This window comes from Pseudomonas sp. OST1909 (assembly GCF_015277575.1).
Classification (GTDB): Bacteria; Pseudomonadota; Gammaproteobacteria; order Pseudomonadales; family Pseudomonadaceae; genus Aquipseudomonas; species Aquipseudomonas synxantha_A.
In genome coordinates, this window is the sequence record NZ_CP063780.1 from 818942 (window position 1) to 843395 (window position 24454).

Genomic DNA, 24454 nt, shown 5'->3' on the forward strand with positions numbered 1-24454 from the left:
GTAGATTCACCACCCATCCTCACACTGGCGCCACAAATGTGTGCAGCCCTTGCACCGTGGCACGTACGTTGGCGCCGTTTTGGTGCTGTACTGCACCGGGTCATACGATAAAGCGCAATGACGGCCGCTCTGGCATAAGTCTTGCGCGCTTTGTGTTCATGCCCTGGCTCGCAGGAGGCCGCCGTGTCGATTCATGTCGCGTTGCACCACGTTACGCATTACCGCTACGACCGTGCTGTTGAACTCGGCCCACAGATCGTTCGGCTACGCCCGGCGGCCCATAGCCGTACGCGGATTTTGTCCTACGCGCTGAAAGTGCTGCCGGAGCAGCATTTCATCAACTGGCAGCAAGACCCTCAGGGTAATTACCTGGCGCGCCTGGTATTCCCGGAAAAGACTGACGAGTTGCGCGTCGAAGTCGACTTAGTCGCCGAGATGGCGGTGTTCAATCCGTTCGATTTTTTCCTGGAGCCCTACGCCGAAAAAATCCCGTTCAGCTACGCCGCCGATGAGCAGCGCGAGCTGGCGCCGTACCTGGAAACCTTGCCGCTGACGCCAAGGTTTGCCGCCTACCTGGCCGGTATTGACCGCACACCCTTGCCCGCGGTGGATTTCCTGGTTGGGCTGAACCAACGCCTGGCCGCCGATATCGGCTACCTGATCCGCATGGAACCGGGCGTGCAAACCCCGGAGTTCACCCTGGAAAACGCGTCCGGCTCCTGCCGCGACTCGGCCTGGCTGTTGGTGCAATTGCTGCGCAACCTCGGCTTGGCGGCGCGATTTGTCTCTGGTTATCTGATTCAGCTCACCGCTGACGTCAAAGCCCTCGACGGCCCCTCCGGTACCGAGGTGGACTTCACCGACCTGCACGCCTGGTGCGAAGTGTATTTGCCCGGCGCTGGCTGGATTGGCCTGGATGCCACGTCCGGGTTGTTCGCCGGTGAAGGGCATATCCCCTTGGCCTGTAGTCCCGACCCATCCTCCGCTGCACCGATCAGTGGGTTGGTGGAACCGTGCGAATGCGAATTCACCCACGAGATGTCGGTGGAGCGCATCTGGGAAGCGCCACGGGTGACCAAGCCCTACACCGAAGAACAATGGCTGGCGATCCAGGCCCTGGGCCGGCAGATCGATGGCGATCTGCTCAAGGACGACGTACGCCTGACCATGGGCGGCGAGCCGACCTTCGTTTCTATCGACGACCCCGACGGCGCCGAGTGGAACACCGCAGCCCTGGGGCCGGACAAGCGTCGCCTGTCGGCCGAGCTGTTCCAGCGCCTGCGCCAGCACTATGCGCCCAAGGGCCTGGTGCATTTCGGCCAAGGCAAGTGGTACCCCGGCGAGCAACTGCCGCGCTGGTCGCTCAATTGCTACTGGCGCCGCGACGGCGTGCCGATCTGGCACAACAGTGCACTGGTCGCCGATGAGCAAGAAGACTACGGCGCCGATGGGGTGATGGCCGGGCGTTTCCTGGCCAGCGTCGCCGAGCGCCTGAAACTGCCGGCGCGCTTTGTGTTCCCTGCGTTCGAGGACAATTTCTACTACCTGTGGCGCGAAGGGGCGCTGCCCCAGAACGTCACCGCCCAAGACCCGCGCCTGAGCGACGACCTGGAGCGTGAGCGCCTGCGCAAAGTGTTCAGCCAGGGCCTGGATAAAGTCATCGGCCAAGTGCTGCCGCTGGCACGGACTGCGGCCAATGACCGCTGGCAGAGTGGGCGTTGGTACCTGCGCGATAACCACTGCCGCCTGGTGCCGGGTGATTCGCCGCTGGGTTACCGGCTGCCGTTGGCTTCCCAGCCCTGGGTGACGGCGGCAGAGTATCCGTTCGTGCACCCGACCGACCCGAACCAGGACCAGCCCGAGCTTCCCACGGCGGAGCAACTGCGCAGCCCTGGCGAGCCGGCCCGGAGTGACGAGCGTGTGCCGCAGGTGGATGAGTCCGCCGACTGGCTGACCCGTACCGCGCTGTGCGCCGAAGCACGGGAAGGGCGCCTGTACCTGTTTATGCCGCCGCTGGAGCGCGTCGAGGATTACCTGGAGCTGGTGACTGCCATTGAGGCCACCGCCCAAGAGCTGCATTGCCCGGTACTGCTGGAGGGCTACGAGCCGCCAGCGGATACGCGCCTGAGCAATTTCCGGGTCACGCCAGATCCTGGTGTCATCGAGGTCAACGTACAGCCGTCCGCCACCTGGGACGAGTTGGTGGAACGCACCGAATTCCTCTACGAAGAGGCCCGGCAAACCCGCCTGACCACCGAGAAGTTCATGATCGATGGGCGCCATACCGGCACCGGTGGCGGTAACCACTTCGTGCTGGGCGGCGCGACGCCCAAGGACTCGCCCTTCCTGCGCCGGCCGGACCTGCTGCGCAGCCTGATCAGCTACTGGCACAACCACCCGTCGTTGTCCTATTTGTTCTCCGGCCTGTTTATCGGCCCCACCTCCCAGGCGCCCAGGGTGGATGAGGCGCGCAACGATGCGCTGTATGAACTGGAAATCGCCTTCGCGCAGATGCCGGCACCGGGCGAGGAGTGCCCGCCGTGGTTAGTGGATCGCCTGTTGCGCAACCTGCTGATCGACGTGACGGGTAATACCCATCGCGCCGAATTCTGTATCGACAAACTCTACTCACCGGACGGCGCCACGGGCCGCCTGGGCCTGCTGGAGTTGCGCGCTTTCGAAATGCCACCCCATGCGCGCATGAGCCTGACTCAGCAATTGCTGCTGCGCGCGCTGGTCGCACGGTTCTGGCGCGAACCTTATGCGCCGCCGAAGCTGGCGCGTTGGGGCACTGAGTTGCACGACCGCTTCCTGTTGCCGCACTTTATCGAGCAGGACTTTGCCGACGTGATCGTCGAGCTGAACGCGGCCGGCTACCCGCTGCGTGCCGAATGGTTCGCGCCGCACTTGGAATTCCGCTTCCCCAAGGTGGGCGACTACGCCGTCAGCGGTATCGAACTGGAACTGCGCCAGGCCCTGGAGCCTTGGCATGTGTTGGGCGAGGAGGGCGCGGTAGGCGGCACGGTACGTTATGTGGATTCGTCTCTGGAGCGCCTGCAAGTCAAGTTGACTGGCCTGCCGGCGCAGCGCTATCTGCTGACCTGCAACGGCATACCCGTGCCGCTGCAACCGACCGGTCGGGTGGGAGAGTTTGTTGCCGGTGTGCGTTACCGCGCCTGGCAACCGGCCAACTGCCTGCAACCGACCATTGCAGTCCATGCGCCGTTGGTGTTCGACCTGCTCGACACCTGGATGCAGCGCTCGCTGGGTGGCTGCCAATACCATGTGGCGCATCCGGGCGGGCGCAATTACGACAGCTTGCCGGTGAATGCCAATGAGGCGGAAAGCCGGCGCATGGCGCGGTTTTTCCGCTTGGGGCATAGCCCTGGCAAGCTTGTGGTGCCGACTGTAGTGGTGAACGGTGAATTGCCAATGACCCTGGATTTGCGGCGTTTTACAAAAAATAAGGAATGAACATTATCCAAGTGTGGGAGCTGGCTTGCCTGCGATAGCGGTGGTTCAGTCGATAGTTCTGGTGACTGACACACCGCTATCGCAGGCAAGTCAGCTCCCACATTGGATCGTAGTGAATTTGAGTTAACCTGACTTCCCTTGCCTCTGCCGAGCGTTCCATGTCCGACTTGCTCGACCGTTACCCGCTGACCGCGGGCACCTATCACGAACTGCTGGACGCCGGCGGCGCGGTGCGTGCCCATTGGCAGCGCTTGCTCGACCATCTGCAACGCAGTACGCCCGCACAACTGGCCCAGCGCCAGGCGTTGCTGACGCGGCAGATCCAGGAAAACGGCGTGACCTATAACGTCTACGCCGACCCCAAGGGCGCTGATCGCCCGTGGGAGCTGGACCTGCTGCCCCATGTGCTGGCCGCCGATGAGTGGCAGCAACTGTCGGCCGGCATCGCCCAGCGTGCGCGACTGCTCAATGCGGTGCTGGCCGACCTGTATGGCCCGCAGCGCCTGATCAAGGAAGGCTTGCTGCCGGCCGAACTGGTGTTCGGGCATAACAATTTCCTGTGGCCGTGCCAGGGCATCCAGCCGCCCGACGGTGCGTTCCTGCATCTGTACGCGGTCGACCTGGCGCGCACGCCGGATGGCCGCTGGTGGGTCACCGCCGACCGCACCCAAGCCCCGTCGGGCGCCGGCTACGCCTTGGAAAACCGCACCATCGTGTCTCGCGCCTTCCCGGATCTGTACCGTGATTTGCAGGTGCAGCACCTCACCGGTTTTTTTCGCACCTTGCAGGAAACCCTGGCCCGCCAGGCGCCCGGCGATGACCAGCCGCCACTGATCGTGCTGCTCACGCCGGGGCGTTTCAACGAAAGCTATTTCGAACATCTGTATCTCGCCCGTCAGCTCGGCTACCCACTGGTAGAAGGCGGCGACCTTACCGTGCGCGACAGCACGGTGTTCCTGAAAACCCTCAGCGGTCTGCGCCGGGTCCACGCGATCATGCGCCGCCTGGATGACGATTTCTGCGACCCTCTGGAGCTGCGTACCGACTCGGCCCTGGGCGTGCCCGGCCTGCTTGACGCCGTGCGCCAAGGCAATGTGCTGGTGGCCAATGCCTTGGGCAGCGGCGTGCTGGAGTCGCCGGGCTTGTTGGGGTTCCTGCCGAAGATCAACGAGTTCCTGTTCGGTGAAGCGCTGATCCTGCCGTCGATTGCCACCTGGTGGTGCGGCGAGGCACCGGTGCTGGCCGAGGCACTGGGCAAGCTCCCGGAACTGTTGATCAAGCCGGCGTTTCCTTCGCAAAGTTTCGCCCCGGTGTTCGGTCGTGATTTGAATGAACAACAACGCCAGGCCCTGGCCGAGCGGATGCGCGCGCGGCCTTACGCCTATGTCGCCCAGGAGCTGGCGCAGTTGTCCCAGGCGCCGGTGTGGCATACCGAAGAAGATCATCTGCAACACCGCGCCATCGGGATGCGTGTGTACGCGGTAGCCAGCGATGAGGGGTATCGCGTGCTGCCCGGTGGCCTGACCCGTGTGGCCGCCGACGCCGATGCCGAAGTGGTGTCGATGCAACGCGGCGGTGCGAGCAAGGACACATGGGTGCTCGGCGAGCGCGCCAGCGCTGGTGAACAGTGGCGTGCCCAGCGCGCCATTGGCGTCCATGATCTGGTGCGCCGCGACCCGTATCTGCCGTCGCGGGTGGTGGAAAACCTGTTCTGGTTTGGCCGTTATTGCGAACGCTGCGATGACAGTGCGCGCTGGCTGCGCATTGTGCTGGCGCGTTATGTCGACGGCGACGATCCGTTGGCATTGCAGGCGGCGGTCGAACTTGGAGAAAGCCTGCGCCTGTTGCCGGAGGAGGGCGAGCTACCGGAGCGTCTGCTCGCGGCCTTGCTCGGTGATGACTGGCCCTCAAGCCTGCGCGCCAATTTGCAGCGCTTGCAGTGGGCAGCGTCCCAGGTGCGCGGCAAGCTGTCGCGGGAAAACTGGCAGGCCCTGGTGGAGCTGCAACGCGAAGCCATGGAGCTGGAAAGCCAAGCCCCGGACTTCGGCGAGCTGCTGGATTTTCTCAACCGTTTGGTGATGTCTTTGGCGGCGCTGTCCGGGTTTGCCCTGGATGATATGACCCGCGATGAAGGCTGGCGCTTTTTGATGATGGGCCGGCGCATTGAGCGTCTGCAATTTCTCAGTACCAGCCTGGCAGCGTTTCTGCGCGGTGTGGCGGTGTTCGATCAGGCGGGGCTGGAGTGGTTGCTGGAGCTGGGCAACAGCAGCATCACCTATCGCTCGCGCTACCTGGCGGTGCCGCAGCTGATCCCGGTGCTCGACCTGTTGTTGCTCGATGAGCAGAACCCCCATGCGGTGCTGTTCCAGCTCAAACTGGTGAGCCGCACCGTGCGTCGGCTCAATGATGATTTTGGGGTGCCCAGGGAAACCGGCCTCGCGCCGTTGGTGGAGCGCCTGGGGCGCTTTGACCTGGGGTGCCTTGAAAACCCGTTGTTTGGCGAGCCCAGCGTGCGTGCCGCGCTGGATGGCCTGGCCGACCTGCTGCAAGCGGTCGCCGATGAGAGCGGGCAAGTGTCGGATCGCCTGGCGCTGCGCCATTTTGCCCATGTGGATGATGTCAGCCAGCAAACGGTGTCGGTGTGATGAGTGCGCGCTATCAGATTTTTCACGATACCCATTACCACTACGACAGCCCGGTGTCCCTGGCCCAGCAGCTGGCGCATCTGTGGCCACGGCCGTGTACGTGGCAGCGTTGCACCTGGCAAACCCTGGACATCAGCCCGCCGCCTTCTTCACGCCGCGATGAGCTGGACGTGTTTGGCAACCCGATCACGCGCCTGGCGTTCGAGCGGCCTCATGATGAGCTGCTGGTCAATGCCGGGTTGACCGTGGAAGTGCTGGCGCGACCCGCGCTGGACCTAGGGCAATCGCCGGCGTGGGACCGCACCCGTGACAGTTTTACCTACAGCAGCCAGGCGCTGTCGATGGAGGTGATTGAAGCCTGCCGCTATCGCTTCGAATCGCCGTACGTGCATCTGAAAAAAACCTTCGTCGAGTTCTCTGAAAGCTGCTTCCCGCCTGGCGAGCCGTTGTTGGTCGGCGTGCAGGCGTTGATGCAAAAGATTTTCAGCGAATTCACCTTTGATGCCGAAGCCACTCAGGTCGCCACGCCGCTGGTGGAGGTGCTGGAGCGTCGTCGCGGCGTGTGCCAGGACTTCGCCCACCTGATGCTCGCCTGCCTGCGCTCACGGGGCCTGGCGGCGCGCTACATCAGCGGCTACCTGCTGACCCAGCCACCGCCCGGCCAGCCACGGCTGATCGGCGCCGATGCGTCCCATGCGTGGGTCTCGGTATTCTGCCCGCGGTTGGGCTGGGTGGATTTCGATCCGACCAACAATGTGCAGCCGGCACTGGAGCACATCACCCTGGCCTGGGGCCGGGATTTCTCCGATGTGTCGCCGTTGCGTGGGGTGATTCTGGGGGGAGGGAGCCATGACCCGGAGGTGCGGGTGACGGTGATGCCGCTGGAGTAGCGGTGGGTTGGGGGGAACAGGGAGGGCCTGCTCACCCCAACAAAATTTATTCAGCCGGGTCTTTCGGGGTTTCGGTCTCGTCAGTTGCTGCTTCACCTTCCGCATCCGGGTTCAGCGCGCCGGCTTCTTCGTCTGCAGCGGCTTTCTTGCGTTGCAGCTTTTCCTCTTTCTTCTGTTCCTTTGCCAAGTCTCTCTGACGTTTGGCGAAGGAGTAATTAGGTTTGGCCATGGGCGATCCTCTAGGGTCGAAGGTGAGGGTAGGCGGCGCGTAGCTGCCTTGGGTCGTCATGGTAGCAGCTTCAGGGTGCCCTTTGCTTTCACTTACCGCAGGCGTAGGCGGCCAGCAGGCCGTTGAACAGGTGGTTGAGGTGCATGGCATGAACTCCCGTGAGTGATGGGGCGATCATAGGCAGGGTGCGGCAGTTTGGCTGGTTGATTGTGTTGATCAACCTGATAGCCTAAAGTTGTATACAATCTGTTGATGCAGATCATAAGAAACTAAGCCTGCTTGAGGCACCCTTGTCGCAATACGCGTTTTCTAACCCTGCCCTGGAGATTCACATGTTCGCCAAACTCGTTGCTGTTTCCCTGCTGACTCTGGCTAGCGGCCAGTTGCTTGCTGCAGAGTGCAAGGTCACTGTCGACTCCACCGACCAGATGTCTTTCAATACCAAAGAAATCACCATCGACAAGAGCTGCAAGCAGTTCACCGTTGAGCTGACTCACTCGGGCAACCTGCCCAAGAACGTGATGGGGCATAACTGGGTGCTGACCACTGAAGCCAACATGCAGCCTGTGGCTACTGACGGTATGGCTGCAGGTATCGATAAGGATTATCTGAAAGCCGGTGATGAGCGCATCATCGCCCACACCAAGATCATTGGTGCTGGCGAGAAAGACTCGGTGACCTTCGACGTCTCCAAGCTCAAAGCCGATGAGAAGTACAGCTTCTTCTGCTCGTTCCCTGGCCACATCTCGATGATGAAAGGTGCCGTGGTCCTGAAGTAACACCGCGTTATCGTTCATCGCAGGCAAGCCAGCTCCCACATTCGACCACATTCTCATGTTGGAACTCGGTCAAGTGTGGGAGCTGGCTTGCCTGCGATGGCGGTCTACCTCAAGGCGCAAACGGCATCACCCGCTTGTGCTCAGTCTTGCGATACGTCTCGCAGATAATCCTGAACGCCTCCTCACGCACCGGCTCACCGTGCAGGAACGCATCAATCTCTGCATAGGTCACGCCATGTGACGCTTCGTCCGGCTTGCCCGGCGACAAGTCTTCCAGGTCCGCCGTCGGGATCTTTTCTACCAGTGACTCGGGCGCACCAAAATGCCGGGCAATCGCTCGCACCTGGTTTTTCACCAGCCCGCTCAATGGCGCCAGATCGCAGGCACCATCACCGAACTTGGTGAAAAAGCCCATCACCGCTTCCGCCGCATGGTCGGTACCAATCACCAGGCCACTGGCCGCGCCGGCGATGGTGTACTGCGCCACCATGCGCATACGCGCCTTGGTGTTGCCCAGTACGAAGTCGCGGGACACCGCCGCCTTGCCTTCAAACGCTGCGACTTCATTGGCCAGGGCTTTGACCGCCGGGCCGATGTTGACGGTGTGGCGCTCGTCCGGCTCGATGAAGTCCACCGAAGCCTGGGCTTCGTGTTCGTCGAACTGGGTTTCATAGGGCAGGCGCACGGCGATAAAACGATAAGCCTCATCGCCACTGCTGGCGCGCAGTTCCTGCACGGCACGTTGGGCCAACAGGCCTGCGGTCAGGGAGTCGACGCCGCCGCTGATGCCCAGCACCAGGGCCTTGAGCCCGGAATTGCGCAGGCAGTCCTGGATAAAGGCTACGCGCCTGGCGACTTCTGCCTCCAGTGCGGCCTGGTCTTTGAACGGCGCTTGCACCTTGAGCTGCTGCGCAATCTCACGCTGTACGGCTTGCATGCTTCACTCCTTGCTGGATAGGGCAGGTACTTTGAAAACGTGACGCAAATAGGCGACAAAGTTGGGGTCGGTGCAATGGGTCTTGCCCGCTTCATCGGAAATCTTGGCGACGGGCTGGCCATTGCAGGCGGTCATTTTAAGCACGATGCTCATCGGTTCCACCCCCGGAATGTCGCAGGTGAGGTTGGTGCCGATACCAAAGCTCACATTGATCCGACCCCGCAACGCGCGGAATATTTCCAACGCCTTGGGCAGCGTCAGACTGTCGGAGAACACCAGGGTCTTGCTCATCGGCTCGATGCCCAGCTTGTGGTAGTGAGCGATGGCTTTTTCCGCCCACTGAATCGGATCACCGGAGTCGTGGCGCAGGCCGTCGAACAGCTTGGCAAAGTACAAGTCGAAGTCGCCGAGGAAGGCGTCAGTGGTGATGCAATCGGTCAGGGCAATGCCCAGCAGGCCACGGTATTCGCGCACCCAGCAATCCAGGGCGGCGATCTGGCTGTCGATCAGGCGTGGGCCCAGTTGCTGGTGGGCCATGATCCATTCGTGGGCCATGGTGCCCAGCGGCTTCATATCGAACTCGCGAGCCAGGTGCACGTTGCTGGTGCCGACAAAGCGCCCTGGGAAGTCGTGTTTGAGCACGCTGACCACTTCTTCCTGCACGCGGTACGAGAAGCGGCGGCGCGTGCCGAAGTCGGCCACTTGCAGTTCCGAGAGTTCATCGCTGGCGGCATTGGCCGTCAGCCAATCGAACTTGCGATACAGCTGTTCGCGGGCCTGTTCGAGGATCACGGTCTGGTAGCGATAGCGGTTACGCACTTCGCTGACGATGGCCAGCATCGGCACTTCAAACAGGATCACATGCAGCCACGGTCCGCGCAGGCGGATAAACAACTCGCCGTTCTCGATACCGGTCTGCACATAGCGCAGGTTGAAACGGAACAGCCCGAGGAAGCGCAAAAAATCCGGCTTCATAAAGCTGATGCGTTCCAGAAAGCCCAGTTGATCGGGGCTCAGGCTCAATTCGGCGAGGCGTTCGATCTGGTAACGGATCTCCGCCAGGTACGGGCGCAGGTCTTCGCTGTTGCGGCAACGGAACTCCCATTCAACTTCCACATTGGGGTAGTTGTGCAGCACCGCCTGCATCATGGTCAGCTTGTAGAAGTCGGTGTCGAGCAGGTTCTGCACGATGCGATCGGCAAACACACTCTCGCTCATAACGGGAATCTCCAGACGGCTCGGCGATGGGCGCCGGCCTTTACGCACAATTAAGGAAGGGGGCTAGTGGCGCATAGACCTGTGGGGTTTTGCCAGTGATTTTTTCAGTAAGGCCAGAGGCGCCATCGCAGGCAAGCCAGCTCCCACATTTGAAATGCATTCCAAACGGTGGGAGCTGGCTTGCCTGCGATGGCGATTCTCCAGGCGCTAAAGCACCTGCTCCATCATCCACTTCACAAATTCGCGCACCTTCGGCACCTCCGCCGAATGCTCAGGATAAGCCAGGTAATACGCATCCTGGCTCGGCATCGCATGTTGCCAGGGAATCACCAGCTTGCCCTCGGCCAATTCCTCTTCCACCAGAAAGCGCGGCAACAGCGCCACGCCACAACCCACCTGCGCGGCCCGAATACACATATAAAAAGTGTCGAACCGCGGCCCGTGGTAGCTGTGTTCGGTGTGGAAGCCCTGGCTGGCGAACCAGTCATGCCAGCCCTGGGGTCGCGAGGCGTTTTGCAGCAACACCAGGTCGCTCAGTTGCGTGGGGTCGGTGAAAGGCTGCGCCGGCAGGCTCTCCGGCGCGCATACCGGCACCAGCTCTTCACTGAACAGCTTCAGGCTCTCAGTACCCGGGCGAGCGCCCTGGCCGAAATAGAACGCCATGTCCGCCTTGCCTTGCAGCAGCTCGTCCGGCTGCTGTTCGTTGCACAGGTCCAGGTGGATCTGCGGGTGACGCAGGCGCCAACCCTTGAGGCGCGGCACCAGCCAGCGCGCGCCGAAGGTATAGGGCGTGGACACGCGCAGCACCTCGGTCTCGCCGCCGTAGGAGCGCAGGTAATGGGTAGACATCTCCACCTGTGTGAGGATCTTGCGCACTTCCACCAGGTACAGGTCGCCCGCCGGGGTCATCTGCAAGCGGCGGCGCACTCTGCGAAACAGCAGGTGCTGCAACAACTCTTCCAACTGCGCCACCTGTTTGCTCACGGCGCTTTGTGTGAGGTTCAGCTCTTCGGCGGCGCGGGTGAAGCTCAGGTGGCGGGTGGCGGCTTCGAAGCACTGCAGGGCGGTGATCGACGGCAAATGTCTTTTGTTCAGCACGGCTTGCCTCTTTTTATTCTTTGCATGAATAAACGGAATGATATCTCGCCTAATCGTCGTTTGTTGGCAAGTCTTGGGCCAGCTACAAATAGGGCCAGGATCGCCGTGCGTATTGCGGCGCGAATTTTTGTATGCAGATTGAAGGAGTGACCCATGGTTGCCGCATTGCTTGATCGTCTCGGGGTAAACCCGGCGCTGTACCAGGCGGGCAAACAGCCCGTGCATTCGCCGATTGATGGCAGCCGTATCGGCAGTGTGCACTGGGAAGGCGCCGCCGAGGTGGAGCAACAGGTCAGTCGTGCCGAGCATGCATTTGAGGCTTGGCGCAAAGTGCCGGCGCCGCGGCGTGGCGAGCTGGTGCGCCAGTTTGGCGACGTACTGCGCCAATACAAGGCCGACCTCGGCGAGCTGGTCTCCTGGGAAGCCGGCAAGATCACTCAGGAAGGCTTGGGTGAAGTCCAGGAAATGATCGACATCTGCGACTTCGCCGTGGGCCTGTCCCGACAGTTGTACGGCTTGACCATCGCCTCCGAGCGCCCAGGCCACCATATGCGTGAAACCTGGCACCCGCTGGGCGTGGTCGGGGTGATCAGCGCCTTCAACTTCCCGGTGGCCGTATGGGCCTGGAACACCGCGCTGGCATTGGTGTGCGGCAACGCAGTGATCTGGAAACCCTCTGAAAAGACCCCGCTCACCGCCCTGGCGTGCCAGGCGCTGTTCGAGCGTGTATTGAGCAAGTTTGATGATGCTCCCGAGTACCTGAGCCAGGTGATCATCGGCGGCCGCGACGCCGGCGCCGCGCTGGTGGACGATCCGCGTGTGGCCCTGATCAGTGCCACCGGCAGCACGCGCATGGGCCGCGAAGTGGCGCCGAAAGTCGCGGCGCGCTTCGCCCGTAGCATTCTTGAACTGGGTGGCAACAACGCGATGATCCTCGGCCCAAGCGCCGACCTGGACATGGCCGTGCGCGCCATCCTGTTCAGCGCCGTCGGCACTGCCGGCCAACGCTGCACCACCTTGCGCCGGCTGATCGCCCATGAATCGGTCAAGGAGGACATCGTCACCCGCCTCAAGGCTGCCTACTCCAAGGTGCGCATCGGCCACCCGCTGGAAGGCAACCTGATCGGCCCGCTGATCGACAAGCAGGGTTTTGACAACATGCAGGACGCCCTGGAGCAAGCCTTGAGCGAAGGCGGCAAGGTGTTCGGCGGCAAGCGCCAACTGCAAGACACATTCCCCAACGCTTACTACGTCTCGCCGGCAATTGTGGAAATGCCCGAGCAAAGCGACGTGGTGTGTACGGAAACCTTCGCGCCGATTCTCTACGTGGTCGGCTACACCGACTTCGCCGAAGCCCTGCGCTTGAACAACGCGGTGCCACAGGGGCTGTCGTCATGCATCTTCACCACGGATGTGCGTGAAGCCGAGCAATTCATGTCGGCGGTGGGCAGTGATTGCGGGATTGCCAACGTCAATATCGGCCCGAGCGGCGCGGAGATCGGGGGGGCCTTTGGCGGTGAAAAAGAGACTGGCGGCGGGCGAGAGTCGGGGTCGGATGCGTGGCGCGGGTATATGCGCCGCCAGACCAATACCGTGAACTACTCGCTGGAATTGCCTCTGGCCCAAGGCATTACCTTCGACTGAGCCCACGCGTCGAAGTGAGATCAAAATGTGGGAGGGGGCTTGCTCCCGATAGCAGTGTTTCAGTCAGCAAATCTGTAGCTGACCCACCGCTATCGGGAGCAAGCCCCCTCCCACATTTGATCAGATTTTCAATTCTGAAAAGTTGTTTGTTAGGTCTCATCGGAGTCTGGCAATGGCACTACGCGAAACATGTTTATGGGAACACCTCACCCCCGGCCGGCCGGATCGTGCCGCGCTCAAGGGCGCGCTCAAGGTGGATGTCTGCGTGATCGGCGCCGGTATCACCGGTTTGTCGGCGGCCATTCATTTGCTGGAGCAGGGTAAAAGCGTTGCTGTGCTGGAGGCCCATCGCACCGGCCATGGCGGTTCGGGGCGTAACGTCGGGTTGGTCAATGCCGGCATGTGGATCCCGCCAGACGAGATCGAAGCCGGATTTGGCACGGCGGTTGGCAGCCAGCTCAACCGCATGTTGGGCGCAGCGCCGGCCCTGGTATTCAGCCTGATCGACAAATACAAGATCGATTGCCAATTGCGCCGCGAGGGCACCTTGCACATGGCCCACAACGCCCGTGGCGAGGCGGATTTGCGCAGTCGTGAAGAGCAATGGAAGCGCCGTGGCGCGCCGGTCGAATTGCTCACCGGGCAGGCGTGTGAGCAAGCCACCGGTACCCAAAAAATCTCCGCCGCCTTGCTCGATCGACGGGCCGGCACCCTGAACCCCATGGCCTACACCACGGGCTTGGCGAATGCCGCCGCAGCGCTGGGCGGGCAGTTGTTTGACCATTCCCCGGTCACCCAGCTTGAGCGCCAAGGTGCCGATTGGTCGGTGCAGACCGCCGAGGGCGCGGTGCAGGCCGCTCAGGTGGTGATCGCCTCTAACGCCTACACCGAAGGCGAATGGACCGAGTTGCGGCGCAATTTTTTCCCCGGCTATTACTATCAGGTGGCGTCAGCGCCGCTGACCGATGATGCCGCCCGGCAAATCCTCCCCGGTGGCCAGGGCTCGTGGGATACGCGCCAGGTACTGAGCAGCATCCGTCGCGATGCCGATGGCCGTCTGTTGCTTGGCAGCCTGGGCAATGGCAACCAGAAACCTGCCTGGTTCCTCAAGGCGTGGGCCGATCGGGTGCAGCAGCACTACTTCCCGTATCTCAAATCGGTGCAGTGGGAATACACCTGGACCGGCTGCATCGCGTTTACCCCAGACCATCTGATGCGCCTGTTCGAACCCGCCCCTGGCCTGGTCGCAGTCACCGGCTATAACGGGCGTGGTGTGACCACCGGCAGTGTGGTCGGCGAGGCGTTTGCCGACTATCTGTGTCACCAGAATCCCCAGGCCTTGCCGATCCCCTTTGCACCGATGCAGCCACTGGCGGGTGCAGGTCTGCGCAGTTGCCTGTATGAAGCAGGATTCTCGCTGTATCACGCAGGGCAATGTCTGAGGATCGTGATCTGATCAGCGAAATACTGCTCAAAAGCCTGCGTTTTCTTAGCAGGCTACCCATCTGTATTGGTGCAAGGCGTAGCAATCACGCACTGTAAATGTGCAGTTCCGTTACGCACGTTGTTACAGGTGTAGGAACTGTCGTTTATCCCTCTGGTTGCAGCTGCGACCTGGCGGGGTTGTACTTTTTTGGTTGGTTGGTTGCACCTATCGGGGCTAGACGGTTGCACGTCCTGGCAAAAGGCGTCGAAACGCCTGTAATAACAATGACACCGTGTCTTTTTGAAGAATAAAAAAGTAATGGCACGCGGCTTGCTCTGAGCTTTCAGTGAAAAGTTTGAATGCAAGTTGTCGTGCCAAAAATCAAAAATATCGGAGCACCACTCATGTCCCAGACGTTTTACAAGAAAGGTTTTCTGGCCCTCGCCGTTGCAGCGGCGCTGGGTGTTTCTACGTTTGTTCAAGCTGATGTGAAAATTGGTGTGGCGGGCCCGATGACGGGTGCCAACGCCGCTTTCGGTGAGCAGTACATGAAGGGTGCCCAGGCGGCAGCCGACGTTATCAACAAGGCCGGCGGCATCAACGGCGAGCAGATCAAGCTGGTGGCTGGCGATGACGCCTGCGAACCCAAGCAAGCCGTGGCCGTGGCTAACCGCCTGGCGGACCAGGACAAGGTGATCGGTGTGGTCGGGCACTTCTGCTCGTCCAACACCATCCCGGCGTCTGAGGTCTACGACGAAGCCGGCATTATCGCCATCACCCCAGGCTCCACCAATCCACAGGTCACCGAGCGCGGCCTGGGCGCCATGTTCCGTATGTGCGGGCGTGACGACCAGCAAGGCATCGTCGCCGGCGACTACATCGTCGATGTGCTCAAGGGCAAGAAAGTCGCGGTGATCAACGACAAGGACACCTACGGCAAAGGCCTGGCCGACGCCACCGCTGCGCAGTTGACCAAGCGTGGCGTCAAGCCGGTGCTGGAAGAGGGCCTGACCCGTGGCGAGAAAGACTTCAGCGCCCTGGTCACCAAGATCCGCTCCCTGGGCGCCGACGTCGTGTACTTCGGCGGCTTGCATCCAGAAGCCGGCCCATTGGTGCGCCAGATCCGTGAAGCGGGCCTCAAAGACGTCAAGTTCATGTCCGATGACGGCGTAGTGACCGACGAACTGGTGGCGACCGCCGGTGGTGCGCAGTACGTCGATGGCGTCTACATGACTTTCGGCGCCGATCCGCGCCTGTTGCCGGACAGCAAGACCGTGGTGGAAGAGTTCCGCAAAAACGGCACCGAGCCTGAAGGCTACACCCTGTATGCCTACGCCTCGATCCAGGCCCTGGCCGCCGGCTTCAACGGTGCCAAGTCCAACAAGGGCGAAGACGCGGCCAAGTGGTTGAAGGCTAACCCGGTTAAAACCGTCATGGGCGAAAAAGCCTGGGATGCCAAGGGCGACCTGAAAATCTCTGACTACGTGGTTTACCAGTGGGACAAAGACGGCAAATACCATCAGTTGGAAAAGCAGAAGTAATAACGCGACGGCTTGAACACCTCGATCTCTGTGGGAGCCGGGCTTGCCCGCGATGACGGCCTCAATACCAACACCTGTGTTGAATGTGAAACCGCTATCGCAGGCAAGCCAGCTCCCACAGAGGGCCTGGTTGCCTGCTCTATTGCAACAAACCTGTTTTTTCCTCCAGAAGCGCCGCACACCCACCGGTGTGCAGGTGCTCACCGCGTGAGATTGCGTTATGGATGGTATTTTCCTGCAGCAACTGGTCAACGGCCTGACCCTCGGGTCGGTCTATGGCCTGATCGCCATCGGCTACACAATGGTCTATGGCATCATTGGCATGATCAACTTCGCCCACGGCGAGGTTTATATGATTTCCGCTTACCTCGCGGCGATCAGTCTGGCACTGCTGGCTTACTTCGGCATCGAATCCTTCCCGCTGCTCATTCTCGGCACCTTGATCTTCACCGTGGTCGTCACCGGCGTGTACGGTTGGGTCATTGAACGGGTTGCCTATAAACCGCTGCGCAACTCCACCCGACTGGCACCGCTGATCAGCGCCATCGGCATCTCGCTGATCCTGCAGAACTACGCACAGATCGCCCAGGGCGCCAAGCAACAAGGCATCCCGACCCTGCTGGCCGGGGCCTGGCGCGTCGATATCGGCACTGGCTTCGTGCAACTGACCTACACCAAAGTGTTCATCCTCGTGGCGGCATTCGCCGGCATGGCGTTGCTCACCTACATCATCAAGTACACCAAGCTGGGTCGCATGTGCCGCGCCACCCAGCAAGACCGCAAGATGGCCTCGATCCTGGGCATCAACACCGACCGGGTGATCTCCTACGTGTTCGTCATCGGCGCGGCCATGGCTGCCCTGGCCGGCGTGCTTATCACCCTCAACTACGGCACCTTCGACTTCTATGCCGGTTTCATCATCGGCATCAAGGCGTTTACCGCGGCGGTACTCGGCGGCATCGGCTCCCTGCCTGGGGCGATGCTGGGCGGGATCATCCTTGGTATCTCCGAGTCGCTGTTCTCGGGGTTGATCAACTCTGACTACAAAGACGTGTTCAGTTTCTCCTTGCTGGTGGTGATTCTGATTTTCCGTCCCCAGGGCCTGCTTGGTCGCCCACTCGTGGCGAAGGTGTAAACATGTCTGCTGCCAAATCTATCGATATCAAGAAAAGTGTGGTCGATACGGTCCTCGCCGGGCTGATTTCGCTGATCGTGTTCGGGCCCATTGTCGGCGTAGTGCTCGACGGCTACAGCTTCAACCTGGAGCCGCTGCGCGTTGCCACGTTGGTCGCCATCGTCATGGCTGGGCGTTTCGCCTTGAGCCTGTTCCTGCAAACCCCCAAGGGTGTGAAGATCCTGCAGGGCTTCGAAAGCAGCGGCTCGGGTGTGCACGTGCTGCCACCGGACTACAAGTCGCGGCTGCGCTGGATCATCCCGGCGCTGATCGTGATCGCCATCGTGTTTCCGATCTTCGCCAACAAATACCTGCTGACCGTGGTGATTCTCGGGCTGATCTACGTGTTGCTTGGCCTGGGCCTGAACATCGTGGTGGGCCTGGCCGGTCTGCTCGACCTGGGTTACGTGGCGTTCTATGCCATCGGTGCCTACGGCTTGGCGCTGGGTTACCAATACCTCGGCCTGGGGTTCTGGACGGTGCTGCCGCTGGCGGCAATCGCGGCGGCACTGGCGGGGTGCATACTCGGCTTCCCGGTGCTGCGAATGCACGGTGACTACCTGGCCATCGTGACCCTGGGCTTTGGTGAAATCATTCGCCTGGTACTCAACAACTGGCTGTCATTCACCGGCGGCCCCAACGGTATGCCGGTGCCTTCGCCGACGTTCCTGGGCCTTGAGTTCGGCAAGCGTGCCAAAGATGGCGGCATCCCGTTCCACGAGTTCTTCGGCATCGATTACAACCCCAACATCAAGTTCATGTTCATCTACATCGTGCTGTTTCTGGTGGTGCTGGCCGTGCTGTACATCAAGCATCGCCTCACGCGTATGCCAGTCGGTCGCGCTTGGGAAGCCTTGCGTGAAGATGAAATCGCCTGCCGTTCCATGGGCCTGAACCACGTGCTGGTAAAGCTCTCGGCGTTCACCATCGGCGCTTCAACCGCAGGTTTGGCCGGGGTGTTCTTTGCCAGCTACCAGGGCTTCGTCAACCCATCGTCGTTTACCTTCTTCGAGTCGGCGTTGATCCTCGCCATCGTGGTGTTGGGCGGCATGGGCTCGACGGTCGGCGTGGTGATTGCGGCGTTCGTGCTGACCGTGGCGCCTGAACTGCTGCGCAGTTTCTCCGAGTACCGCGTGCTGCTGTTTGGCGTGCTGATGGTGGTGATGATGATCTGGCGACCGCGTGGCTTGATTCGGATCAGCCGTACCGGTGTGACGCCACGCAAGGGGGTAGCGCCATGAGCAAGGAAGTCGTGCTATCTGTCGAACACCTGATGATGCACTTCGGTGGCATCAAGGCCCTGAGCGATGTCAGCCTCAAGGTCGAACGCAACTCGATCTTCGCCCTGATCGGTCCCAACGGCGCCGGCAAGACTACGGTGTTCAACTGCCTCACCGGCTTTTACAAAGCCAGCGGCGGCAAGATCGAACTCAACGTGCGCGGCAAGCAAACCAACGTCATCCAGTTGTTGGGTGAGCGCTTTGAGGCCACCGACTTCGTGTCGCCCAAAAGCTTCCTCAGCCGCGTGTACTACAAGATGTTCGGTGGCACCCACCTGGTAAACCGCGCCGGCCTGGCACGGACCTTCCAGAACATTCGCCTGTTCAAGGAAATGTCGGTGCTGGAAAACCTGCTGGTGGCCCAGCACATGTGGGTCAACCGCAACATGCTCGCGGGCATCCTCAATACCAAGGGCTACCGCAAGGCTGAAAGTGATGCCCTGGACTGTGCGTTCTACTGGCTGGAGGTTGTGGACCTGGTGGACTGCGCCAACCGCCTGGCTGGCGAGCTCTCCTACGGCCAGCAGCGCCGCCTGGAAATCGCCCGCGCTATGTGCACGCGGCCGCAGATCATCTGCCTGGACGAACCGGCAGCGGGCCTCAACCCTCAGGAAACCGAAGCCCTCAGCGCGATGATTCGCCTGCTGCGCGACGAACACGACCTCACGGTGGTGCTGATCGAACACGACATGGGCATGGTGATGAGTATTTCCGACCACATTGTGGTGCTGGACCACGGCAACGTGATCGCCGAAGGCGGCCCCGACGCGATCCGCAACGACCCGAAAGTGATTGCCGCCTACCTGGGCGCGGACGAAGAGGAGTTGGTATGAGCGCACCTATCCTCGAAATGAAGGACCTGGACGTGTTCTACGGCCCGATCCAGGCCCTGAAGAAGGTCTCGCTGCACATCAACGAAGGCGAAACCGTCAGCCTGATCGGCTCCAACGGCGCGGGAAAGTCCACGCTGTTGATGTCGATCTTCGGCCAGCCTCGGGCCGAGTCGGGGCAGATTCTGTACAACGGCGTCGACATTACCCACAAGTCGTCCCACTACATCGCCTCCAACGGCATTGCGCAGTCGCCGGAAGGGCGGCGGGTGTTCCCCGACATGACCGTCGAGGAAAACCTGCTGATGGGCACCATCCCCATTGGCGACAAGTTTGCCAGCGAGGATATGCAACGCATGTTCGAGCTGTTCCCCAGGCTTAAAGAGCGGCGTAACCAGCGGGCCATGACCATGTCCGGCGGCGAGCAGCAAATGCTCGCCATCGCTCGTGCGCTGATGAGCCGGCCCAAACTGTTGCTGCTCGACGAGCCAAGCCTGGGACTGGCGCCGATTGTGGTGAAGCAGATCTTTTCTACCCTGCGCGAGCTGGCGTCTACCGGGATGACCATCTTCCTGGTGGAGCAGAACGCCAACCATGCGCTGCGCTTGTCGGATCGGGCGTATGTGATGGTCAATGGCGAGATTCGCCTGACGGGCACCGGTAAAGAGCTGCTGGTGAACGAGGAAGTGCGCAACGCCTATCTCGGCGGTCACTAACGAGTACTCAGTACCCTGTGGGAGGGGGCTTGCTCCCGATAGCGGTGTGTCAGTTTAAGAAGTGCTGACTGACAAATCGCTATCGGGAGCAAGCCCCCTCCCACATCTGATTGCGTGGTCCATCAGGTCTTTCTCCAAATTGTGGAAAACAAATCCAGCCCACCTCCAAAGCGCGACATATAGCCGCCGCAAATCCCTGTTTTGTCACAGTTTTGACTTGTCCCCATCCACTGTGGAACCGGCTGTGGGTAACGTGGGTGTACTTGGCTGAAAGCCTTTGAATACGGGGCCTGTAGCGTTGTGGTTGTTTTTTGATCGGCGGCTTTTTCTCAACCCTCTACCGGCTTTGTCAACCTGTTTAAAGACACAGGTATATGACCGGAATATGTCCATCCAGCCTGTGGATAAGTCTGTGACTAAACTCTGGAAAGACGCCCGCAGGGGCCGGAATGACTGGCCTGAAGCCATCGTTGCGTCTTTCCGAATTTTTCAGGGGCTACATACGCCCCAGCCAAGGTCAAGCAAAAAACTTTCTAAAACCGCCTGCAAGCCTTGTACACAGCGGCTTCGAGCGATTTGCACTTGCCCCCAAAGACTGTGGGCGCAGTTGTGGATAACCTGCGCGCATATGGCTGCAGGCCACGGTCTACAAGGCTTTGCTTGGGGTGGTTAAAAAACGCACAGTTGCGTGTGAAGTTACGTGCGTAGCGGTTGCCGCAACGGCGGCGGAAGGGCATTCTGCTGGCAACTTTTTTCCCCGATGCACTCAAGGAGAACACCATGTCCGACACGCTATTCATTACTGGCGCTACTTCAGGTTTCGGCGAAGCCTGTGCCCGTCGTTTTGCCGAAGCCGGCTGGAAACTGGTGCTCACCGGTCGTCGTGCCGAGCGCTTGAATGCGCTGGTTGAAGAGCTTTCCAAGCAGACCGAAGTGCATGGCCTGGTGGTGGATGTGCGCGATCGCAAAGGCATGGAGGAGGCCATCGCCAACTTGCCGCCGTCGTTCGCCAAACTGCGTGGCCTGATCAACAACGCTGGCCTGGCCGTGGGCACTGATCCGGCCCCCAAGTGCGACCTCGACGACTGGGAAACCATGGTCGACACCAATATCAAGGGCCTGCTGACCACTACCAACCTGCTGCTGCCGCGCCTGATTGCTCATGGCCGGGGTGCGGGGATCATCAACCTGGGTTCCATCGCCGGTAACTACCCGTACCCCGGCAGCCATGTGTATGGCGGTTCCAAGGCGTTCGTGAAGCAGTTCTCGTTGAACCTGCGTTGCGACCTGCAAGGCACTGGCGTGCGTGTGACCAACATCGAGCCAGGCCTTTGCGAGAGCGAGTTCTCGCTGGTGCGCTTTGGCGGTGACCAGGCGCGTTATGACGCCACCTACGCAGGTGCCGAGCCGATTCAGCCGCAGGATATTGCCGATACGATTTTCTGGGTGATGAATACGCCGGCGCACGTGAATATCAACCGGTTGGAGCTGATGCCGGTGAGCCAGACTTGGGCTGGGTTTGCGATTGAGCGGGGGGCCAAGGGCTAAGGCGATCGCTTCTGTGGCGAGGGAGCAAGCTCCCTCGCCACAATGTTTTCCGATAGCTTTTAAGTGCGGCAAATCGGCCAAAATGCGGCATAAGGTACACTCCGCTCCTGAAAACCCTCCGCACTGTGCGGTGTAAAGGTTTTGACAGGAGGAAATGTGAGTAACCGAGGTGAGCAGGCACTGCTCAAACAATCGACCATCCTGATGTTCGCCGTGGCGATCGCCGGGATTGTCACGGGTGTCATATCCGGCGCCCAATCCATTTTATTCGACGGCTTTTTCTCGCTGATCGCCACCGCCATCAAGGTGCTGATGCTGATCACGGCCAAGCTGATCGCCAAGAAAAGCAACGAGCGCTTTCAGTTCGGCTATTGGCACCTGGAACCGATGGTGCTGCTGATCGAAGGCAGTTTCCTGCTGCTGATCGCCATCTATGCGTTCCTCAATGGCGTGTTCGGCATCATTAATGGCGGGCGCGAGATCGAGTTGGGGTTGGTGATCATTTATGCGGCGGTGTTTACCGTCGTGGAGTTCGCCTACTTCTTTTACGTGCGCTACCGCAACCGCACGCTTAAATCGTCGCTGATCCAGTTCGACAACATCAGTTGGCTGGTAGATGCGATGCTTTCAGTGGGCTTGCTGATCAGCTTTCTGGCCGCACTGTTGCTCAAGTCCCAGGGTTATGGCGAATGGGCGGTGTATGTCGACCCGCTGATTTTGATCCTGCTGGCCCTGAGTATGCTGGCGCCTGCGTTCAAGATCCTGCGTCCGGCGTTGCGCGAAGTGCTGGGGATCGCGCCGGATCACCTGGACGACAAAGTGCGCGAAGTGATGGATGCGGCGCAGGCCAGGCATGGTTTCGATGACTACGTGTCCTATGTGCAGAAACACGGGCGGGCGCGGTTTATCGAGATTCATGTCGTGCTGCCGGCCGATTACCCAGTGGATAAGGTCGCGACCCTCGACAGGTTGCGCGAAGAGATATCCACAGGGCTGGGCACGCCGGATGCGGCGCGTTGGTTGACGATCAGTTTTACCGGGGATCGCAAGTGGATTGCATAACGTCTGTTAGACCGAGGTGAGGCTATCGCAGGCAAGCCAGCTCCCACATTAAAGTGTGGGAGCTGGCTTGCCTGCGATGGGGCCTTGCAGGTCAGCCCAGATGCTGGACCAGACCCTGATAGCAAGTCGCCAAATGATAAGGGGTGGTAGAAGGCATATCCCGCCGGCTCACCTTACCGTCGGCATCCAGGCATTCATTCCAGCCCTTTGCATGCAGGAAACGCTGTTGCAGCGCCAGCAATTGACGTTGCAGCACCGTCTCGCTGCCGGGACGCAAGGTCAGTGCTCGCAGGTATTCCGCCTGGGCCCAGATGCGCTGAGTGCCGTCGCGCACCGTGCCATCCAGTGCCAACATGCCACTGACCGCACCGCTTAACTTATCCACACCCTTTTGCTCGGCATAGGCAAACGCCCGTGTCAGCGATGCATGCAGCGGCGTGCCGCGCAGTACGTTGGACGATTCCAGCAAAAAGAACCATTCGAACTGGTGCCCTGGCTCAAACCAGTTATCCACAGCGCCCAGCGGTTTCTCCAGCATCACGCCGTGCTCGCGGTCGATGAAGCGTTGCTGCATGGCCGTCGCCAGTGCCAGCAGTGCCGCTTGTACCTGCGCGTCCTCGCGTACCGCAAGGGTGGCGAGGAAGCCCTCGGCCAAGTGCATCAGCGGGTTTTGCAACGGGCCGGATTTCAGCGAGGCCCAGTTGCGCTCAAGTACCGCCTCATACAAGCCATCGCCCGTGGCAAAGCGTTGAGCGACAACTTCCAGTGCGGCGTTGAGCACTGACTCCACCAAGGGTTCACGCACCTTGGCCCAGTAATGGGCACAGGCAAAGATGATGAACGCGTGGGTGTAGAGGTCCTTGCGCTTGTCCAGGGGTTGGCCGGCCGGGTCGATGCTGTAGAACCAGCCGCCGTGCTCGGCATCATGGAAGTGCCGTTGCAGGGAGCGGAACAGCGCCGCCGCCCGTTCTTCGGCGAAAGCCGCGCCGGGTTCGCCGATCAGGCTGGCGAACAGGTACATCTGCCGGGCGCAAGCCATGGCGCGGTAGCGTTGTGGGGGCAGCGGCTGGTGATCGGCGTCCAGTGCCTCAAAGGGTAATGCCAGGTCGGCATTCCAGCCCGGGCCTTGCCAGAGGGGCACGATCAGGTCATGGAAGTGCGTGAGCACAGGCGTCAGGGAAGAGGAGGAAGCGATGGGCATTGGCTGGCGTCGTCACGGCAGGGGTGTTTGCCGCGCATGGTAGCAGGCTTGGGATCGGTGGTGTTTGTACTGGCACTATCGCGGGCAAGCCCGCTCCCACATTTTTGAAGTGTGAACCCTCTCAAATGTGGGAGCTGGCTTGCCTGCGATGAGGTCCTTGCAGTCGCTGACGATCAGCCCGCCAACAACCACACCCCAGTCGCTGCCGAAGCCGCCCCGGCCACTCGCACCAGCGGCGCTGCGGCAGCTGGCAAAAAGCGCACCACTGCATAACCGGCGGCATGCAACGCCGCGGTCGCACCCACAAACCCAATGGCATACGCCCAAGGGCTGGTCATGTCCGGCAGTTCAAGGCCATGGGCCACGCCGTGAAACAACGCAAACAATGCCGTGGCGCCCACCGCCATGAACAGTGGCGGCCGCACCGCCAGTGCCACGGCCAGGCCCAGGGCGAGCACCGAAGCGGCAATCCCGCTTTCCAGCGCCGGCAATTGCAGCCCTTCAAAACCCAACACCCCGCCGATCAGCATGGTGCCGACGAAGGTGCATGGCAGTGCCCAGCGCGCGGCGCCTTTCTGTTGGGCCGCCCACAGGCCGACCGCAACCATGGCCAGCAAGTGATCGAGGCCGCCCAAGGGGTGGCTGATGCCGGCCACCAGGCCATTGTCGCCGTGGCCAGGGTGCGCGAAGGCCAGGGCAGGGGCCAGCAGCAGCGCGGCAGCGGCGAAGAGTTTGTTGAGGCTCATGGACAGGTTCCTTATG

At 60.9% G+C, this 24454-nt stretch carries 19 protein-coding genes; 13 read left to right on the forward strand and 6 right to left on the reverse strand.

Annotated features, from left to right (window positions below; genetic code table 11):
- The first annotated feature begins 183 nt into the window (after positions 1-183).
- The 3 genes from IH404_RS03560 (at position 184) to IH404_RS03570 (ending at position 7009) form a co-directional block, all read left to right on the forward strand.
- Positions 184-3474, forward strand: a complete 3291-nt coding sequence (locus IH404_RS03560) for a transglutaminase family protein (RefSeq protein WP_194439957.1) — start codon at positions 184-186, stop codon at positions 3472-3474.
- Positions 3475-3632: 158 nt separating this feature from the next.
- A complete protein-coding gene (locus IH404_RS03565) occupies positions 3633-6119 on the forward strand; it encodes a circularly permuted type 2 ATP-grasp protein (protein ID WP_005784267.1) in 2487 nt (828 codons plus the stop codon).
- On the forward strand, positions 6119-7009 hold the full coding sequence (locus IH404_RS03570) for a transglutaminase family protein (RefSeq protein ID WP_005784269.1): 891 nt from the start codon (positions 6119-6121) through the stop codon (positions 7007-7009). The genes IH404_RS03565 and IH404_RS03570 overlap by 1 nt, the downstream gene beginning before the upstream one ends.
- Before the next feature lie 46 nt (positions 7010-7055).
- Here the strand turns inward: IH404_RS03570 and IH404_RS03575 are convergent, their stop codons facing one another.
- Positions 7056-7238 (reverse strand): hypothetical protein, encoded by a 183-nt coding sequence (locus IH404_RS03575; RefSeq protein ID WP_005784271.1) that lies wholly within the window; start codon positions 7236-7238, stop codon positions 7056-7058.
- Positions 7239-7570: 332 nt separating this feature from the next.
- Here IH404_RS03575 and azu point away from each other — a divergent pair, with 332 nt between their 5' ends.
- The gene (gene azu / locus IH404_RS03580) at positions 7571-8017 is read left to right on the forward strand and encodes an azurin (RefSeq protein WP_003188091.1); all 447 of its coding nucleotides are present in this window, start codon (positions 7571-7573) and stop codon (positions 8015-8017) included.
- A 109-nt stretch (positions 8018-8126) separates the two neighbouring features.
- Here the strand turns inward: azu and nadE are convergent, their stop codons facing one another.
- The 3 genes from nadE to IH404_RS03595 form a co-directional block, all read right to left on the reverse strand.
- Positions 8127-8954 (reverse strand): ammonia-dependent NAD(+) synthetase, encoded by an 828-nt coding sequence (gene nadE / locus IH404_RS03585; protein WP_005784273.1) that lies wholly within the window; start codon positions 8952-8954, stop codon positions 8127-8129.
- Positions 8955-8957: 3 nt separating this feature from the next.
- A complete protein-coding gene (pncB, locus tag IH404_RS03590) occupies positions 8958-10172 on the reverse strand; it encodes a nicotinate phosphoribosyltransferase (protein WP_005784275.1) in 1215 nt (404 codons plus the stop codon).
- Positions 10173-10379: 207 nt separating this feature from the next.
- Entirely contained in the window at positions 10380-11270 is an 891-nt protein-coding gene (locus IH404_RS03595) for a LysR family transcriptional regulator (RefSeq protein WP_005784277.1), read from the reverse strand.
- 153 nt (positions 11271-11423) lie between these two features.
- Between IH404_RS03595 and IH404_RS03600 the strand changes: the two genes are divergently transcribed.
- The 9 genes from IH404_RS03600 to IH404_RS03640 all read left to right on the forward strand — a co-directional run bounded on the left by IH404_RS03600 (position 11424) and on the right by IH404_RS03640 (position 22491).
- Positions 11424-12914 (forward strand): aldehyde dehydrogenase family protein, encoded by a 1491-nt coding sequence (locus IH404_RS03600; protein ID WP_032878171.1) that lies wholly within the window; start codon positions 11424-11426, stop codon positions 12912-12914.
- Between the two features lie 172 nt (positions 12915-13086).
- A complete protein-coding gene (locus IH404_RS03605) occupies positions 13087-14370 on the forward strand; it encodes an FAD-binding oxidoreductase (RefSeq protein ID WP_194439958.1) in 1284 nt (427 codons plus the stop codon).
- Between the two features lie 374 nt (positions 14371-14744).
- Positions 14745-15881: a branched-chain amino acid ABC transporter substrate-binding protein gene (locus IH404_RS03610; protein WP_194439959.1), complete on the forward strand. Its 1137-nt coding sequence runs from the start codon at positions 14745-14747 to the stop codon at positions 15879-15881.
- Positions 15882-16101: 220 nt separating this feature from the next.
- Complete coding sequence (locus tag IH404_RS03615; protein ID WP_003188099.1) at positions 16102-17016, forward strand: branched-chain amino acid ABC transporter permease; 915 nt, start codon at positions 16102-16104, stop codon at positions 17014-17016.
- Positions 17017-17018: 2 nt separating this feature from the next.
- Positions 17019-18296 (forward strand): high-affinity branched-chain amino acid ABC transporter permease LivM, encoded by a 1278-nt coding sequence (livM, locus tag IH404_RS03620; RefSeq protein ID WP_005784284.1) that lies wholly within the window; start codon positions 17019-17021, stop codon positions 18294-18296.
- Positions 18293-19168, forward strand: a complete 876-nt coding sequence (locus IH404_RS03625; protein ID WP_005784285.1) for an ATP-binding cassette domain-containing protein — start codon at positions 18293-18295, stop codon at positions 19166-19168. Before livM ends, IH404_RS03625 begins: the two co-directional genes overlap by 4 nt.
- A complete protein-coding gene (locus tag IH404_RS03630) occupies positions 19165-19881 on the forward strand; it encodes an ABC transporter ATP-binding protein (RefSeq protein WP_005784287.1) in 717 nt (238 codons plus the stop codon). The genes IH404_RS03625 and IH404_RS03630 overlap by 4 nt, the downstream gene beginning before the upstream one ends.
- A 780-nt stretch (positions 19882-20661) precedes the next feature.
- Positions 20662-21429 (forward strand): SDR family oxidoreductase, encoded by a 768-nt coding sequence (locus tag IH404_RS03635; RefSeq protein WP_005784288.1) that lies wholly within the window; start codon positions 20662-20664, stop codon positions 21427-21429.
- 156 nt (positions 21430-21585) lie between these two features.
- Entirely contained in the window at positions 21586-22491 is a 906-nt protein-coding gene (locus IH404_RS03640) for a cation diffusion facilitator family transporter (RefSeq protein ID WP_005784289.1), read from the forward strand.
- 91 nt (positions 22492-22582) lie between these two features.
- Here the strand turns inward: IH404_RS03640 and IH404_RS03645 are convergent, their stop codons facing one another.
- Positions 22583-23692 carry an AGE family epimerase/isomerase gene (locus IH404_RS03645; RefSeq protein WP_194439960.1) on the reverse strand — a complete coding sequence of 370 codons (1110 nt, stop codon included), beginning with the start codon at positions 23690-23692 and terminating at the stop codon, positions 22583-22585.
- Between the two features lie 173 nt (positions 23693-23865).
- Positions 23866-24438: a HupE/UreJ family protein gene (locus IH404_RS03650; protein ID WP_005784293.1), complete on the reverse strand. Its 573-nt coding sequence runs from the start codon at positions 24436-24438 to the stop codon at positions 23866-23868.
- Positions 24439-24454 lie beyond the last annotated feature (16 nt).

Bases quoted from the DNA above. Each gene is read 5' to 3' on its own strand.
- IH404_RS03565 (WP_005784267.1), top strand. From the start codon at position 3,633: ATGTCCGACTTGCTCGACCGTTACCCGCTGACCGCGGGCACCTATCAC.
- IH404_RS03570 (WP_005784269.1), top strand. From the start codon at position 6,119: ATGAGTGCGCGCTATCAGATTTTTCACGATACCCATTACCACTACGAC.
- IH404_RS03575 (WP_005784271.1), bottom strand. From the start codon at position 7,238: ATGGCCAAACCTAATTACTCCTTCGCCAAACGTCAGAGAGACTTGGCA.
- azu (WP_003188091.1), top strand. From the start codon at position 7,571: ATGTTCGCCAAACTCGTTGCTGTTTCCCTGCTGACTCTGGCTAGCGGC.
- nadE (WP_005784273.1), bottom strand. From the start codon at position 8,954: ATGCAAGCCGTACAGCGTGAGATTGCGCAGCAGCTCAAGGTGCAAGCG.
- pncB (WP_005784275.1), bottom strand. From the start codon at position 10,172: ATGAGCGAGAGTGTGTTTGCCGATCGCATCGTGCAGAACCTGCTCGAC.
- IH404_RS03600 (WP_032878171.1), top strand. From the start codon at position 11,424: ATGGTTGCCGCATTGCTTGATCGTCTCGGGGTAAACCCGGCGCTGTAC.
- IH404_RS03605 (WP_194439958.1), top strand. From the start codon at position 13,087: ATGGCACTACGCGAAACATGTTTATGGGAACACCTCACCCCCGGCCGG.
- IH404_RS03610 (WP_194439959.1), top strand. From the start codon at position 14,745: ATGTCCCAGACGTTTTACAAGAAAGGTTTTCTGGCCCTCGCCGTTGCA.
- IH404_RS03615 (WP_003188099.1), top strand. From the start codon at position 16,102: ATGGATGGTATTTTCCTGCAGCAACTGGTCAACGGCCTGACCCTCGGG.
- livM (WP_005784284.1), top strand. From the start codon at position 17,019: ATGTCTGCTGCCAAATCTATCGATATCAAGAAAAGTGTGGTCGATACG.
- IH404_RS03625 (WP_005784285.1), top strand. From the start codon at position 18,293: ATGAGCAAGGAAGTCGTGCTATCTGTCGAACACCTGATGATGCACTTC.
- IH404_RS03630 (WP_005784287.1), top strand. From the start codon at position 19,165: ATGAGCGCACCTATCCTCGAAATGAAGGACCTGGACGTGTTCTACGGC.
- IH404_RS03635 (WP_005784288.1), top strand. From the start codon at position 20,662: ATGTCCGACACGCTATTCATTACTGGCGCTACTTCAGGTTTCGGCGAA.
- IH404_RS03645 (WP_194439960.1), bottom strand. From the start codon at position 23,692: ATGCCCATCGCTTCCTCCTCTTCCCTGACGCCTGTGCTCACGCACTTC.
- IH404_RS03650 (WP_005784293.1), bottom strand. From the start codon at position 24,438: ATGAGCCTCAACAAACTCTTCGCCGCTGCCGCGCTGCTGCTGGCCCCT.